Origin of the sequence: Terrabacter carboxydivorans, from assembly GCF_039532035.1 — a bacterium.
In the GTDB taxonomy this organism is placed as follows: domain Bacteria; phylum Actinomycetota; class Actinomycetes; order Actinomycetales; family Dermatophilaceae; genus Terrabacter; species Terrabacter carboxydivorans.
Genome location: NZ_BAAARE010000011.1, coordinates 168,836 through 183,830 on the forward strand (window position 1 = coordinate 168,836; position 14,995 = coordinate 183,830).

The following is a 14,995-nucleotide window of genomic DNA, read 5'->3' on the forward strand; positions in this document are numbered from 1 at the left end:
GAGTCTGCGGGGATGTCTGCGGGGACGCTGCCGGCGGTCACCGGTGGTACCGCCCGGCGGTCTCGGGGTCGACCCGGGGGCGCAGCCACTCGGCCGTCGCCGCGAGGCCGTCCTCGAGCGACACCGTCGGCGCCCAGCCGAGGACCTCGTTGGCGCGGGAGGGGTCCGACAGCAGGATCTGCACCTCCGAGCCCTCGGGGCGGATCCGGTCGCTCTCGGTGACGATCTGCGCGTCGCTGCCGGTGACCTTGCGGCACAGCTGCACGACGTCACCCACCGAAACGGTGCGCCCGGTGCCGAGCTGGATCGTCGCGCCCGGCTCGACGTCGGCCAGCGCGGCCCGCACGAACCCGTCCGCGGTGTCGGTGACGAAGGTGAAGTCCCGTTTGGGCGACAGGTCGCCCAGCCGCAGCTCGGAGGCACCCGCGAGCAGCTGGGAGAGCACCGTCGGGATGACCGCGCGCGTCGACTGGCGCGGACCGAAGGTGTTGAACGGGCGCAGCGTCGTCACCGGCGTCTCGAAGGACAACGCGTAGGACTCGCACATCTTGTCGGCCGAGATCTTCGTCGCCGAGTAGGGCGACTGGCCCCGCAGCGGGTGCGCCTCGGTGATCGGCACCGACTCGGGCGTGCCGTAGACCTCGGACGTGGAGGTGTTGACCATCCGCGGCGTGCCGTGCCGCCGCACCGCCTCCAGCACGTTGAGGGTGCCGATGACGTTGGTCTCGACGTAGGAGCGGGGAGCCACGTAGGAGAACGGGATCGCGATGAGCGCCGCGAGGTGCAGCACCACCTCGACGCCCTCCGTGCTCGCCATCACGTGCTCGGGGTCGCGGATGTCGCCCAGGACGACCTCCGCCTGACCCTCGCGCACGGCAGCCTTGAACGCCTCGGACTCCTCGAGCCACCCCGTGGAGCCGTTGGAGTTGTAGAGGCAGAACGCCCGCACGTGCGCCCCGTCGGCCAGCAGCCGCTCGACCACGTGGGAGCCGATGAAACCGTCCGAACCCGTCACGAGGACCGTCCTGCCGGCGATCGACCCAGCCATCGGCCCCGGCGTGAGCGCCGGCGTGAGTGCCTCCGTGGGTGCCGGCGTGGGTGCCGGCGTGGGTGCGGGCGTGAGTTCTGTTGTCACAGCTGCCTTTTCGTCGTGGTTCGTCATTGGTCGTGAAGCCCTGTGGCCCTCGGTCAGCCCTCGCCCTTGGCGCGGGCGAGGTCCTTCGGGGTGCCGACATCGATCCAGTCGCTCTGGATCGGCCACGCCGTCACCGGCTCACCCCGCTCCAGGCACGTCTCGACCAGCCCCGGCATCGTGCTCGCCCGACCCACCGGCAACCACGCCAGCGCCCGCGGCGACACGGCATACACCGCCGCGTTGATGTCGAAGCTCAACGTCGGCTTCTCCGAGACCCCCGTCACGCGCCCGTCCACGCTCTCCACCACCCCGAACGGCACCTCGTGCTGGTAGGTCCGCGTCGCCATCGTCACCACCGCACCCGTGCGCCGGTGCGCCTCGAGCAGGTCGCTTGCGTCGAACTCGACCATCAGGTCACCGTTCATCACCAGCACCGCGTCCTGCAGGTCCGGCCGCTGCTGCGCCAGCAACGTCAACGAGCCCGCCGTCCCCAACGGATGCTCCGGGTCCTCCCGCAGGTAACGCACCCGGCACCCCAGCCGCGAACCGTCACCGAGGTGGCTCTCGATCTGCTCCGCGAGGTAGTTGACGCTGACGTAGATCTCCCGGATGCCGTCACCGACCAGGCCCAGCACGATCCACTCCAGGATCGAGCGGCCCGCGACCGTCATCAACGGCTTCGGCGTGTCCCTTGTCAGCTCACCCAGGCGCGTGCCGCGACCGCCGGCCATGACGACCGCGACGTTCGCCAACGGCGGCGAGCCCACGACGTCCGACAAGGTGTGCAGCCCCACGAGCGTGCGGTCCTCGGCCAGCTCCGGCACTGCCGAGAGCCGCAACGCCTGCATGACGTCCAGCACGAGCGCCCGCGGCGACCCCGCCGCCACGAAGTGCGGGCTGCGCGTCGCGTGGTCCAGGGCCAGGTCGTCCAGGCTCGTGCCCTTCAGGAACGCCCGACGCAGGTCACCGTCGGTCAACAGGCCCGCGAGCCGTCCGTCGCCGTCGACGAGCAGGCACACGAGGTTGCCGCTGCGGTCCACGACCTCCAACGCGTCACGGATCGTCGCCGATGTCGGCGCGCACGCCGCGGCCAGGTCTCGCGCCGTCACTCCTCCTCCTCCTCGCTCGTCCGGGGGCGCCCGGTGGGGGCGCTGGCCGGGGCCGGGCGCTGGTCCACGAAGGGCTTGACCCGTGGCACGAGCGCCGCCTCCCGAACGATATCGAGGATGGCAGCGCTGGCCCCACCCGTGCCGTACGGGTTGGCGACCTCCGCCGAGCGCCGGCGCCACACCGGCCTCAGTGCGGTGCGCAGGGCATCCTCGACGGCGTGCCGTCCCTCGTCGGCGTGCAGGACGTTGTCGCCGCGGAGACGTCCCCGCTGCCGCTCGCCGATGTCGACGGCGGCCACGTGCAGGGTCGCGGCCTCGATGACGCCGGAGCTGGAGTTGCCGACGACGACGTCGGCGCTGGCGAGCACGCGCGGGTAGTCGCGGCCGAGCGCCGCGACGAGCACGAGGCATGGGTCGTCGGCGGCGAGGGCGGTCAGTGCCGCGAGGATCTCGTCGCGGCCCTCGTCCATCCCCGGATGGGTGGCCACGACCGTGCCGCAGGTCGCCAGGGCAGCCTGCGCCGCCTCGCGAGCCCAGTCGCCGACGGGGACGCCCGGCTGTGCGGTCGGCGGGTGGTAGGTGAACAGGGCGAGGGGTCGCTCGATCCTCTCGACGCCGAGCAGGTCGGCGAGCTCGAGGTCCGTCATCGGGACCGCTCCGGCGAGCCGATCGAGGCCGGGGGCCCCCGTCACGTGGACGCGGTCGGCCGGCTCCCCCAGCTGCCGCACCCGTGCGGCGGCGTCCTCGGAGGCCACGCAGTGCTGGTCGGCAAGCTTGGTGACGGCGTGACGGACCCGCTCGTCGAGCGCGCCCTCGGTGACCTCCCCACCGTGCAGGTGCACGACCGGGACGCCGAGCAGGACGGCGGGCGGCACGACGTAGAGCAGCTCCCACCGGTCACCGAGCACCACGAGGACGTCGACGTCGTGCGCGGTCAGGGCCTCCCCGACCGCGCGCGCCAGCAGGCCACCCTGCTCGAGCTGGGCCCCGACCGTCATCTCGCCCATCGGCTCGGCGAGGGGGACGACGACCTCCCGCCAGACCTCCTCGGGGACGCTCGTGGGCAGCGCCGCGACGAGGTCGGGGGCGGCATACATGACCCCCGTCAGGACGCGGAGGCTCACGTCGTCGGCCGCCTGGAGCGCCTCGAGGACGGGCGAGAGCGGGCCGAGGTCGGCACGGGTGCCGACGAAGACGGCGGCGGTGAGGTGGGTCGGCATCCGGCGGGTCAGCCCGCCAGGTCGGCGTCGGTGACCGGCGCACCGGCCTCGACGTCTCGGGCGAGCACGCGTCCACGGATGTCGACGGCCGGGCTGATGCCGCCCTCGGGCCGGAGCAGCTGCAGGTCGGTGCCGGCCAGCTCGGTGCCCGCCGGCAGGGCTCGCGCGGCGTGCCAGGAGCGGCGGACGAGGACGGCGTTCTCCTCCTCCGACGGCATGCGGACCTTGACGCCGTCACCGAGCGCGACCGCGAGCTGCTTCGTCGCCGTGACGTAGTCGGCCAGCGCGTCGGGCTCGAGGCTCGCCAGGTGGTCTGGCCCGGGCAGCGTGCGGTCGCTCGTGAAGTGCTTCTCGAGGATCGGGGCGCCGAGGGCCACGGCTCCCAGGGCCGTCGTCAGGCCCGGGGTGTGGTCCGACCACCCCACCGGGATGCCGTGCAGCTCGGTCAGTCGCGGGATGACGCGGAGGTTGCACTCCTCGACGGGCGCCGGGTAGGCCGAGACGCAGTGGAAGAGCACGAGCCCGGGAGCGTCGGCGCAGGCCTCGACCGCGGCCTCGACCTCGTCCTCGGTGCCCATGCCGGTCGAGACGAGCAGGACGACGCCGAGCCGGGACATCTCGCGCAGGTAGGGCAGGTTGGTCAGCTCGCCGGAGCTCACCTTGAGCGCCGGCAGGCCGAGGTCGACGAGCATCTCGGCGCTGTCGAGGTCGAAGGGCGTCGAGAGGAACGTCGTGCCCGCCTCGGTGGCGTGGTCACGCAGCTCGACCCACGCCTCCTTCGGCAGGGTGAGCGCCTCGAGCAGGCTGCGCTGGTCCGAGCTGCCGCCGCGGTCGCGCTGGTAGGGGGTGGTCGCGGCCGCGGACGACACGAGCTTCTCGGGCGAGAAGGTTTGGAACTTCACGGCATCGGCGCCCGATGCGGCTGCGATGTCGACGAGCCGGTGGGCGAGCGCGAGGTCGCCGTTGTGGTTGACGCCTGCCTCGGCGATGACGTAGACGTCACCGGGCGTGGGCACCTGCCGGTCGCCGATGGCGACCGCCGAGACGGCGTTCAGGTGGTCGCTCATGGTCTGCCTCCAGGTGGGCGGGTGTCTCGGGTGTCACGGGCGGCGGGGGTGTGCGCAGGGGCTCCGACGACGGTCTCGCCGTCGGCGACGTGCCGGGTGACGACGGCTCCGGCCCCGACCGTGACACCGGCACCGACGCTCACCATGGGCAATACGCGGGCGCCGCTGCCGACGAGCGTCCCGTCCCCGACCGAGGCGCCGCCGAGCAGGACCGCGCCGGGAGCGACGTGGACTCCGACGCCGACGCTGCAGTCGTGCTCGACGACGGCCGAGGTGTTGACGACCACGGCGTCCCCGAGGCGGCTCGCCGGACCGACGTGGGCGTGCTCGAGGACGACGACCCCGTCGCCGAGGATGCTGCGGGGAGCGACCGTGGCGGTCGCGGCGACGACGGGCGGCGCGGACAGCCCGCGCGCCACGAGCTCGCGGACGAGGCGTGTGCGCGCGGCGTTGGACCCGATCGCGACGGCGGCGCGCAGCCCCTGCGCCGAGATGAGCTCGAAGGCCGCCCGGTCGTCGGCGAGGACGTCGAGGTGCCAGGGCTCGCCTTCGGGTGCGTCACCCGACACCGCGACGACGGCGTGTCCGGCCCGCTCGAGGACGTCGACGACCGAGCGGGCGTGGCCGCCCGCGCCGAGGACCACCCAGCCGGCGGCGGTCACGCCGAGCCGCCCCGGTGGCCGAGGGAGGCCGCCGCCTCGGCGAGCGCCCCGCCGACCTTGCGGATGTTGTCGGGCTCGAGCACGGCCGGCACCCGGGGCGGGTCGAGCACGAGGCCCTCCCAGGAGTTGCGCACGTAGTCGTGGACGAACCACTCGTCGATCGAGGCCCGGTCGGCCTTCAGCGACTCCCAGCCCCGGTCGGCGACGAACTGCGTGAGGTCGTCGGGCGAGGCGAGCCGCGCGACGTTGCCGAGGCCGCTCCACGGCATGTCGGCGCCCGTGACGACGGGCAGCCCGAGCAGCCCGGCCTCGAGGCCGACGGTGCCTGTCGCCGTCACGGTGAAGACGGCCTGCTTCATCAGCTCGCGAGAGTCGGCGAAGGGGTCGATCGAGGCGATGTTGGGGTGGGCGTCGAACTGCGGCCAGTAGTCGGGGTCGCGGCGCCACATGAAGTGCGCGTGCTCCTTGACGGCCACGCCGATGTCGAGCGGCGCGAGGGCATCGGCGAGGACGCGCGCGGTGTAGGCCTGGTCGCGCCACTCCTGGCCCATGACGTCGGCGCTCGACTCGGGCTGGACCTGCAGCGGCAGGAAGACGAACTTCTCGGGCACCGGGTCCCAGCGGCGGTCGCTGTACTCGCGCAGGTTGAGCCGTGCCTTGACGGGGTTGAGCCACGGCAGCCGGGCGTAGTCGGACGGGCGCGGCAGCTGCAGGTTGGCGCCGCGGTCGACCGCGAACTCCTTGATGCGGTCGCTCGCGAGCCGCCAGATCTCCTGGCCCGTCTCGACCTTGAGGTTGCGGGCGAAGCCCATCGGACGGCCGTGCTCGGCCCGCCAGGTGTCGATGAACGCCTGACCGGCGGCAACGGCAGACTCGTCCTCGACCTGCCTCTCCCACAAGGTGATTCCCTTGGGCGCCCCGATGAGGCCGAAGCGGTCGGAAGGGAGGCGTATGCCGCGTGGCCAGGTCGCCAGGCCACCGTGGTGGGTGACGAGACCGGCCGTCAGCAGCTCGGAGGTGACGGTGAACTCGACGAGGGCAAGCACGGGCCCGCGGCCCTCGATGGCCGCCTCGAGCTCCTCGGCGGCGAGGTTGAGGAAGTTCATCGCCGTGTCGACGCGGTTGCGGCGCAGCGCCCGCTCCGACACGAGCAGGTCGAGGGGGTCGAGACCCACGCCCGCGCAGGCCCGCTTGAGAGCCGCGTGCGGCGCGAGGCCGCTGACGACGTTGGCCTTGCGCGCTGCGGCATACGGCAGCCGGACGGTCGTGGCCCGCGGCGCGTGCTTGCGCACCCACGCGAGGTTGGCGTCGGTGCGCACGACGAGGACGAGGTCCTTGGTCTCGAAGCCGGCGTGCACGAGGGCGGGGACGAGGAGGTCGTCGTAGCCCAACCCCATGTGGACGAGCGGTGTCACCACGAAAGCGTCTCTCCTGCGTGTCGGTGCGTGCCGGCGCGAGGCGGGCCGGGTGAGCGCCCCATCCTATCCGCGCAGCGTGCGCACGATCCGCGGCGCGACCGCCGCGGCACCACCCGCGACGAGGAGGGCGAGCAGGAGCCGCGCCCACGCGGCGGCCCCGGTGAGCGGGAGCACGGCACCGGCCAGGGCGAGCGCGACGCCGGCCGCCGACACGAGGACGACCCGGGGTGGCCAGCGCAGCGCGGAGTGGGTGCGCGCGAACCACGTCGTCAGCGCCATGAGCACGACGTAGCCGACGGCCTTGGCGATCGCGATGCCGACGATGCCGCCGGTGGCACCCGTTCCCGGGGCGAGCCACAGCGCGAGGACGACGAGGACCGCGAGCGCCGCGAGCGCCGCCCACGCGAGGCGACCGGTGCGCTCGGCGTCGAGGACGGCGAGCGAGGAGCCCTGGTAGAGCATGTACGACACCGACACGGTGCAGATGACCCCCAGCGCGCCGACCATCGAGACGTGGTCGAACCGGTGGTCGGCCATCACGGCGACGAGCCACGGTCCGAGCAGCGCCACGCCTGCCGCGCCCGCGGCGACGACGGTGGTCAGGGCGGTGCCGGTGCGCGCCGTCCACGCCCAACGGGACCCGATCGGGTGCGACAGCACGAGCGGCCCCCAGGCGTTGAAGAGCGCCACCGCGAGGACGAACGGCATGTTCCCGAGCTGGAGAGCAACCTGGTAGCGACCGGCTCCCGACTCCCCCACGAGGACCCGCGCGAGCAGGACGTCTCCCGAGAGCAGCCCGAGCATCGCGGCGGCCTGCGGCAGCAGCGGGGCGGCCAGCCGGATCCCGGCCCGGACGCGCTCGCGCTCCACGGTGGGCGGCAGCGGGCGCCCGAGCACGAGCGCCACGACGGCCGCCACGACGACGACGGCTGCGTATGCCGTGAGGTACCTCCCCGAGGTGGGCTCGCTTCGCGCCGCGAGCAGTCCTGCGAGCTGGGCGCCGACGGTCGCGAGGACCGCGAGGGCGAGGAACCCCCACGGCTGCAGGCGGGCCCGCATCAGGGTCTGGCCCGCGACGACCGTCGTCAGCGCCACGGCCGCGACGACGAGCAGCACCCACTGGCCGAGGTCGGCGTGACCGGTGGCGGACAGGACGAGCGCCAGGGCGAGGCCGACGACGCCGAGCGCGAGGGCGAGCAGCACCATGGTGCCGGCGAGGGCGCGCGCGACCCGGGGGCCCTCCTCGCCGCGGTGGTGCTCGCGCAGCACGACCTGCGGCAGGCCCGCGGCCGCGATGGTGCCGACCATCTGCACGACGACGAGGCCCGTTGCCACGCGCCCGAACTCGACGGCGCCGAGCACGCGGGTCGCGAAGGGCAGCACGAGCAGCACGCCGAGGCCCTGCAGCGCCGTGCCGACGAGGTAGATGACCGAGTGGGCGCCGAGCGAGCCGCCGGTGCGGTCGGCGGGGGGCGCGGTGCCTTCGGGCGTGCTCGTCACAGGCTCGAAGGTACCGGTGCGCGCGGAGCAGGCCCGTCGGCGTGCGCGGCCGGTCCTCGTGTCCTCTAGCCTGCAGGGGTGTCCAGCCTGCCCTCCCCCGCCCTGCGCGTGGTCGTCCGCGGCTCCGGCTCGATCGGGCAGCGGCACGCGCGCGTCTTCCGGCAGGAGGGCGCCGACGTCTGGTTGTGGCCCGTCCGCGACCGTGGGCTCGGTGGCGACGCGCCTGACCTCGACGAGGCGACCGGCGCGCACCTGCTCGACGACTCGACCGGACCGGCCGCCCTGCGCGACGCGTTCGTCGTCGTCGCCACCGACACGGCGCGGCACGTCGCGGATGCCATCGAGGCCCTCGACGCGGGGGCCGAGAAGGTGCTCGTCGAGAAGCCGGTGGCCTCGAGCGCACAGGAGGCGCACGCACTCCACGAGCACCCCCGGCACCTGGACGTCTGGGTCGCCGCCCCGCTGCGCGCCCACGAGGCCTTCCGTCACCTGCGCCGGCTCGTCGGCCGCCTGGACCGCGGCGGGTCGGCGCACGTCTGGTCGCAGTCGTGGCTGCCCGACTGGCGCCCCGACCGGGACTACCGCGAGTCCTACTCCGTGCGTCCTGCCGAGGGCGGAGTCCTGCGAGACCTCGTCCACGAGATCGACTACGCCACGGTCCTGTTCGGCCGAGCCGTTCTGCTCGGGGCGGCCATCGCGACCGGCGGTCCCCTCGACATCGAGGCAGAGCAGGCAGCCACGCTCGTCTGGGCGTCGGCCGACGGGTTCGACGTCACCGCGCGGCTCGACTACATCACCCGGCCGGCGACCCGCGGCGTCGTCGTCCACTCCCCCGACGGCGTGCTCGAGTGGGACGTCGCCGGGGCCAGGGTCCGGCACACGACGCCCGAGGGCGAGGTCACCGAGCAGGTCTTCGACCACGACCTCGACCGCGACATCGTCATGGGCGCGCAGGCCCGGGCCGCCCTGACCTTGCGGCCCACCGACCCCGTGGACGAGCGCATCGCCCGCGGCGCGCCTGCCACCCTCGCGGACGGCATCGACGCCGTCCGCCTCTGCGACGAGGCCCGCGCCATGGGCGCGCGCAGGACCGCCCACCCCCACCCCGAGGACCGCCCGTGACCGACCAGACATCGCCACGCGTCCTGGCGGTCATCCCGGCCAGGGGCGGCTCGAAGGGCCTGCCCGGCAAGAACATCCGTGCGATGTGGGGCCTGCCCCTGATCGCCCACAGCATCCGCGCCGCGGGGCTCACCGCCGAGGTCACCCGTTGCGTCGTGACGACGGACTCGGCCGAGATCGCCGCCGTGGTGCGCGCCCACGGAGGCGAGGCGCCGTTCCTGCGACCGCCCGAGCTCGCGTCCGACGACACCCCCATGGCCCCGGTCGTGCGCCACGCGCTCGAGTGGGTCGAGCGGGACGAGGGCCGCCCCTACGACGCGGTGCTCCTGCTCGACCCGACGAGTCCCGCCCGGGTGCCCTCCCAGCTCGCCGAGGCCGTGCGTCGCCTCGCCGCGACGCCGGCGCTCGACGGCGTCATCAGCGTCAGCGAGCCCACCTTCAACCCGGTGTGGGTGGGGGTGCGCCCCGACGAGTCCCGTGACGGGGCCCTGTCGCGCTTCTTCGAGGCGGGCACGGGCGTGACCCGGCGCCAGGACGTCGGCCGCTTCCTCCGTATCAACGGCAACTTCTACCTGTGGCGCGCCGACTTCGTCCGCCGTCTCGAGAGCTCGTGGTTCGACGAGGGCACCCACGAGGGCCTCGAGATCCCCGAGGCGCAGGCCTTCTCGATCGACGACGAGTACGAGTTCCGGCTCATCGAGGCGCTCATCGGCGCCGGGCTCATCGCCCTCCCCTGGCTCGACGCCACCCAGCCCGTCGCCCCCACGGAGGACCGCCCATGACCGCCCCCTCGCCCGCGGGCCACTCGACCGACCTCGCCGGACGCACCGCGGTCGTCACCGGCGGGGCCGGCCCGCTCGGCCGGGTGCTCGGCGACGCCCTGGCCACGGCCGGTGCGAGGGTCGTCGTCGTCGACCTCGACGAGGCCGCCTGCGCCGCTGCAGCCGATGCGCTGCCTGGGTCGGGACACGTCGCTCTTGGCGCCAACCTGCTTGAACCGCAAGGGATCTCGCATGTGGTCGACGAGGTCACCGCCCTCGGCGCGTGCGACGTCCTCGTCAACAACGCCGCCTTCACCGGCACGTCGGGGGTGCCGGGGTATGCCGTGCCCTTCGAGGAGCAGACCGACGACGCCTTCGCGATGGCGCTGGCCCTCAACCTCACCGCGCCCTTCTCCTTGACGCGCCGCCTCGCCCCGCTGCTGCGGACCGGCGGCCACGGCAGCGTCGTCAACGTCTCGAGCATCTACGGCCTCGTCGGGCCCAACATGGGCCTCTACGAGGGCACCCGGATGGGCAACCCGGCGGCCTACGCGGCGAGCAAGGGCGGCATCGCGCAGCTGACCCGCTACCTCTCGACCGTGCTGGCTCCCGAGGTGCGGGTCAACGCCTTCGCCCCCGGCGGCATCGCCCGCGGGCAGGACGAGGCGTTCGTCGAGCGCTACGAGCGGCTCACCCCGCTGGCCCGGATGGGCACGGAGGACGACTTCCGAGGCGTCGTCACGTGGCTAGCGTCCGACGCCTCCGCCTACGTCACCGGCCAGGTCGTCGCCGTCGACGGCGGCTGGACCGCCTGGTAGCCAACCACACCCCCGACCACACCCCCGGGTCGAGGTGATGCCGGCACCCACGTGGGCACCGGCATCACCTCGAACGGTCCGGGCTCTCGGCCGGGTCGGGCTGTGATCAGGCCTTGAGCTCCGGGGCCACGGTCTGCTCGAAGAGCTCGATCCCCGAGCGGTCGTAGGCGGCCTCGGCGAAGTAGGTGATGGCATACGTCATGCCACGCGCCTCCATGTCCTTGAGCGTCGCGACGATCTTGTCGGGGGTGCCGACCGCGGGCTGCTTGCGCAGGTCCTCGACGGCGCCGGCCGCCTTGTCGTCGGCGACGCCACCCTTGCGCAGCAGCTCGCCGTAGAACTGCAGGCGGTCCTCGACGTCGGCGTCGGTCTCGCCGATGACGACGTTGTAGTTGGCCGAGCGGACGATCTCGCCGAAGTCGCGGCCGAGGTCGTCGCAGTGGCCCTTGAGGATCTCGCTCTTGTGGTCGAAGCCCTCGGCGGTGCCGTCGAAGTTGGTGTAGTCGGCGTACTGCGCCGCGATCTTCAGCGTCACCTTCTCACCGCCGCCGGCGATCCACATCGGGATGCCGTTGAGGGCGCTGCCCGGGTGGCTCGTGCCCTGGAGCGGGCGCGGGGCGCAGATGGCGCCGTCGACCTGGTAGTACTTCCCGTCCAGCGTGGCCTCACCCTTGGTCCACATGTCGCGGAAGACCTGCACGCCCTCGCGGAGTTCCCCGAGACGGTCGCCCGCCTTGGGGAAGCCGTAGCCGTAGGCACGCCACTCGTGCTCGTACCAGCCGGCCCCGATGCCCATCTCGGTGCGGCCGCCGGAGATGACGTCGACCGTGGCGGCCACCTTCGCGAGGTAGGCGGGGTTGCGGTAGGCCATGCAGGTGCACATCTGGCCGAGACGCACCCGGCTCGTGGCGGCGCCGAAGCCGGCCATGAGCGACCACGCCTCGTGCGTCGCCTCGCCCGAGGGCTGCGGCACCGTGTGGAAGTGGTCGTAGACCCAGATCGAGTCGAAGACGTCTCCGTCGTCGGCGTGCTTGGCGAGGTTGACCATGGCTTCCCACTGCTGGGCCGGCTCGATGCCGACGAGATCCATCCGCCAGCCCTGGGGAACGAACATTCCGAATCGCATGTCGCCATCCAACCACGGCCCACTGGACGGCGGCAGGGGCGCGACCGGGCGCACCGTCCGTGTGAAGATGGCCGGATGAGCCCGCAGCACAACGACCCCGACGTGATCCGCGACCTGCTGCACACGCCGGCGGCCTGGGCCGTGGTGGGTCTCGGAGACAACCCCGACCGCACGGCCTACCGGGTGGCCCTGTGGCTCCAGCGCGAGCTCGGCATACGGCTCGTCCCCGTGCACCCGAGTGCGGCCACCGTGCACGGAGCCCAGGGCTACGCGTCGCTGTCCGACATCCCGGACGGCACCGTCGTCAAGGTGGTCGACTGCTTCGTCAACAGCCAGCGCGTCGGGGCCGTCGTCGACGAGGCGATCGCCGAGCGCGACCGTCTCGGCATCGAGGCCCTCTGGCTGCAGCTCGGGGTCATCGACGAGGACGCCGCCGCACGGGCCGAGGCGGCCGGGCTGGCGGTCGTCATGGACACGTGTCCCAAGATCGAGTACCCCCGCATCCAGCCCGGCGACGGCGCGCGCGCCGTGACCGACTGACGCCGACGTGGTGGCGGTCGCGCTGGCGACGCGGCGCTGGGGCGCGCCCGGTGCGCTCCCGCCCGTCCTGCTCGTCCACGCGACCGGCGAGACGTCTGCGGACTGGACGCGGGTGGCCGGCGACCTGGCCAGAGACCGGCTCGTCGTCGCCGTCGACCTGCGTGGGCACGGGGCCAGCCCGTGGACGGGCAGCTACGCCCTGACCGAGCTGGCCGACGACCTCGAGGCCGTGGCCGCGACCCTGGCGGCGGAGCACGGCAGACCTGCGGACGTCGTGGCGCACTCCCTCGGCGGTCTCGTGGCGTGCCTGCTCGCGAGCCGCCGGCCGGACCTCGTGCGCCGTCTCGTGGTCGAGGACGTGCCGGTGCCCCATCCCCGGGAGCCGCGGCCACCGACCAGGCCCGACGGCGACCTCGAGTTCGACTGGGACGCCGTGCTGCAGGTGCGGGCGCAGATCGACGATCCCGACCCCGGCTGGCCCGACGTCGTCGCCTCCGTCGGCGCCGCGACGCTCGTGGTCTGGGGCGGTCCGGACAGCCCGATGCCGCCGGAGCACGTCGCCGAGATGGCCCGGACGGTCGCCGACGGCAGGCTCGTGCGCATCGACGCCGGCCACCTCGTCCACGAGCGCCGGCCGGCCGCCTTCACCGCGGCCGTGCGCGGCTTCCTCGCCTCGCCCGACTGAGGGGGCGTATGCCGTCGCTCCCGTCCCGCGCCTCGGCGGCCGGGGACGTGCGGCTCAGTCGGAGAGCCCGCGCGCGACCTGGTCGCGCAGGGCCGCGCCCTTGGCGTGCGCCTGGTCGCGCAGGTCCGCCTGGAAGGTGACCATCTGCTCGCGCACGTCGGCAGCGAGCTCGTCGCTGCCGGTGCCGACGATGCGGGCGGCCAGCAGGCCCGCGTTGCGGGCGCCGCCGATGGAGACCGTCGCGACGGGCACCCCGGCAGGCATCTGGACGATGGAGAGCAGCGAGTCCATGCCGTCGAGGTACTTCAGCGGCACCGGCACGCCGACGACGGGCAGCGGGGTGACGGAGGCGAGCATGCCGGGCAGGTGCGCGGCCCCGCCGGCGCCGGCGATGACGACCCGCAGGCCGCGCGCGGCGGCGCCCTGGCCGTAGGCGATCATCTCGTCGGGCATCCGGTGCGCCGAGACGACATCGGCCTCGTAGGGGATGCCGAACTCCTCGAGCGCACGGGCGGCCTCGCGCATGACGGGCCAGTCGCTGTCGCTGCCCATGACGATGCCGACGACCGGAGCCGCGGGTGCCGCGGGGTCTGCCGGGCTGGTCCTACGGGGGCTCTCGCTCATTCGGTGATCACTCCTCGGAGGTAGTCGGCGGCGTGTCCCGCGCGCTCGCGCGCGTCGGCGAGGTCCGTCCCGCTGACGTTGACGTGACCGATCTTGCGCCCCGGTCGCACGCCCTTGCCGTAGACGTGCACCTTGGCGCCCGGGTCACGGGCCATGATGTGGCGGTAGGCCGGGTAGAGGTGCTCGTAGTCGCCGCCGAGCACGTTGGCCATGACAGTCCACGGCGCCCGGGGCCGCGGGTCGCCGAGCGGGAGGTCGAGCACGGCGCGCAGGTGCTGCTCGAACTGGCCGGTGACGGCGCCGTCCATCGACCAGTGGCCGCTGTTGTGCGGGCGCATGGCCAGCTCGTTCACGACGTAGGAAGGAGCGCCGGCGCGTCCAGGGCGCACCTCGAACATCTCGACGGCGAGCACCCCGGTGACGCCGAGCTCGCCGGCGATGCGCAGGGCGGCCTCCGTCACCACGGAGCCGAGGTCGGGGTCGAGCTCCGGCGCCGGGGCGAGCACCTCGGTGCAGATGCCGTCGGTCTGCACGGTCTCGACGACCGGCCACGCTGCGGCCTGCCCCGACGGGCTGCGGGCGATGAGCACGGCGAGCTCGCGCACGAAGTCGACCTTCTCCTCGAGGAGCAGGCCACCCTCGAGCGGCCCGGGCTCGCCGATGCGCGAGATCCACTCGTCGAGGTCGGCGGCGCTGGACGCGACCGCGACACCCTTGCCGTCGTAGCCGCCCCGGGGGGTCTTGGCGATGATCGGCCACCCGACGTCGTCGCCGAAGGCCGTCACCTCGTCGGCCGTCGTCACTCGCGCCCAGCGGGGGCAGGCGATGCCGAGACCGGAGAGCCGCTCGCGCATGGCGAGCTTGTCCTGGGCGAAGTTCAGCGCCGACCGCGTCGGGTGGATGGCGACCCCGTCGGCCTCGAGCGCCTCGAGGATCTCCGGCGGCACGTGCTCGTGGTCGAAGGTGACGACGTCGCAGTGCTCGGCGAAGGCGCGGATGGCGTCGAGGTCGGTGTGCTCCCCCACCGGGGAGCTCGGGACGACGAGCGCGGCAGCGGCCGTGTCACTCTCGGCGAGCACCGACAGCTGGACCCCCAGCTCGACGGCGGGGCCCTGCATCATGCGCGCGAGCTGTCCGCCTCCCACGACACCGACGACGGGAAATCCTCCGGGGGCGCGCTTCGGCTGGGTCACGTCGCCCAAGCGTAG

Annotated in this window: 15 protein-coding genes; 5 read left to right on the plus strand and 10 right to left on the minus strand. The window is 73.6% G+C overall.

Annotated elements, in window-relative coordinates:
* Window positions 1–37: 37 nt before the first annotated feature.
* The 7 genes from ABD297_RS13820 to ABD297_RS13850 form a co-directional block, all read right to left on the minus strand.
* Window positions 38–1,015, minus strand: coding sequence for a GDP-mannose 4,6-dehydratase (locus tag ABD297_RS13820; RefSeq protein WP_344255531.1), 978 nt, complete (start codon window positions 1,013–1,015; stop codon window positions 38–40).
* A gap of 173 nt (window positions 1,016–1,188) precedes the next feature.
* The gene (locus tag ABD297_RS13825; RefSeq protein WP_344255532.1) at window positions 1,189–2,244 is read right to left on the minus strand and encodes a nucleotidyltransferase family protein; all 1,056 of its coding nucleotides are present in this window, start codon (window positions 2,242–2,244) and stop codon (window positions 1,189–1,191) included.
* Window positions 2,241–3,464 (minus strand): UDP-N-acetylglucosamine 2-epimerase, encoded by a 1,224-nt coding sequence (neuC, locus tag ABD297_RS13830; RefSeq protein ID WP_344255533.1) that lies wholly within the window; start codon window positions 3,462–3,464, stop codon window positions 2,241–2,243. The genes ABD297_RS13825 and neuC overlap by 4 nt, the downstream gene beginning before the upstream one ends.
* Window positions 3,465–3,472: 8 nt before the next feature.
* Window positions 3,473–4,531 (minus strand): N-acetylneuraminate synthase family protein, encoded by a 1,059-nt coding sequence (locus tag ABD297_RS13835; protein WP_344255534.1) that lies wholly within the window; start codon window positions 4,529–4,531, stop codon window positions 3,473–3,475.
* A complete protein-coding gene (locus tag ABD297_RS13840) occupies window positions 4,528–5,193 on the minus strand; it encodes an acetyltransferase (protein ID WP_344255535.1) in 666 nt (221 codons plus the stop codon). The genes ABD297_RS13835 and ABD297_RS13840 overlap by 4 nt, the downstream gene beginning before the upstream one ends.
* Entirely contained in the window at window positions 5,190–6,608 is a 1,419-nt protein-coding gene (locus ABD297_RS13845) for a hypothetical protein (RefSeq protein WP_344255536.1), read from the minus strand. Before ABD297_RS13845 ends, ABD297_RS13840 begins: the two co-directional genes overlap by 4 nt.
* Before the next feature lie 66 nt (window positions 6,609–6,674).
* Complete coding sequence (locus tag ABD297_RS13850) at window positions 6,675–8,111, minus strand: lipopolysaccharide biosynthesis protein (protein ID WP_344255537.1); 1,437 nt, start codon at window positions 8,109–8,111, stop codon at window positions 6,675–6,677.
* 78 nt (window positions 8,112–8,189) lie between these two features.
* Here ABD297_RS13850 and ABD297_RS13855 point away from each other — a divergent pair, with 78 nt between their 5' ends.
* Genes ABD297_RS13855 through ABD297_RS13865 form a run of 3 tightly spaced genes read left to right on the plus strand, consistent with a single transcriptional unit; the run spans window position 8,190 to window position 10,812 of the window.
* Window positions 8,190–9,233, plus strand: coding sequence for a Gfo/Idh/MocA family protein (locus tag ABD297_RS13855; RefSeq protein WP_344255538.1), 1,044 nt, complete (start codon window positions 8,190–8,192; stop codon window positions 9,231–9,233).
* The gene (locus tag ABD297_RS13860; protein WP_344255539.1) at window positions 9,230–10,015 is read left to right on the plus strand and encodes an acylneuraminate cytidylyltransferase family protein; all 786 of its coding nucleotides are present in this window, start codon (window positions 9,230–9,232) and stop codon (window positions 10,013–10,015) included. Before ABD297_RS13855 ends, ABD297_RS13860 begins: the two co-directional genes overlap by 4 nt.
* Window positions 10,012–10,812, plus strand: coding sequence for an SDR family oxidoreductase (locus ABD297_RS13865; RefSeq protein ID WP_344255541.1), 801 nt, complete (start codon window positions 10,012–10,014; stop codon window positions 10,810–10,812). Before ABD297_RS13860 ends, ABD297_RS13865 begins: the two co-directional genes overlap by 4 nt.
* Before the next feature lie 106 nt (window positions 10,813–10,918).
* Here ABD297_RS13865 and ABD297_RS13870 read toward each other — a convergent pair whose 3' ends face one another.
* Window positions 10,919–11,938, minus strand: a complete 1,020-nt coding sequence (locus ABD297_RS13870) for an LLM class F420-dependent oxidoreductase (protein ID WP_344255542.1) — start codon at window positions 11,936–11,938, stop codon at window positions 10,919–10,921.
* A 75-nt stretch (window positions 11,939–12,013) separates the two neighbouring features.
* Between ABD297_RS13870 and ABD297_RS13875 the strand changes: the two genes are divergently transcribed.
* Both ABD297_RS13875 and ABD297_RS13880 read left to right on the plus strand, forming a co-directional pair.
* Window positions 12,014–12,478, plus strand: a complete 465-nt coding sequence (locus ABD297_RS13875) for a CoA-binding protein (RefSeq protein WP_344255543.1) — start codon at window positions 12,014–12,016, stop codon at window positions 12,476–12,478.
* A 10-nt stretch (window positions 12,479–12,488) separates the two neighbouring features.
* A complete protein-coding gene (locus ABD297_RS13880; RefSeq protein WP_344255544.1) occupies window positions 12,489–13,163 on the plus strand; it encodes an alpha/beta fold hydrolase in 675 nt (224 codons plus the stop codon).
* Window positions 13,164–13,217: 54 nt separating this feature from the next.
* On the opposite strand, the gene purE is transcribed toward ABD297_RS13880, so the two are convergent.
* Together purE and ABD297_RS13890 are read right to left on the minus strand one after the other, a co-directional pair.
* Window positions 13,218–13,787, minus strand: a complete 570-nt coding sequence (gene purE, locus ABD297_RS13885) for a 5-(carboxyamino)imidazole ribonucleotide mutase (RefSeq protein WP_344255545.1) — start codon at window positions 13,785–13,787, stop codon at window positions 13,218–13,220.
* The gene (locus tag ABD297_RS13890) at window positions 13,784–14,980 is read right to left on the minus strand and encodes a 5-(carboxyamino)imidazole ribonucleotide synthase (protein ID WP_344255546.1); all 1,197 of its coding nucleotides are present in this window, start codon (window positions 14,978–14,980) and stop codon (window positions 13,784–13,786) included. Before ABD297_RS13890 ends, purE begins: the two co-directional genes overlap by 4 nt.
* Between the last annotated feature and the right edge of the window lie 15 nt (window positions 14,981–14,995).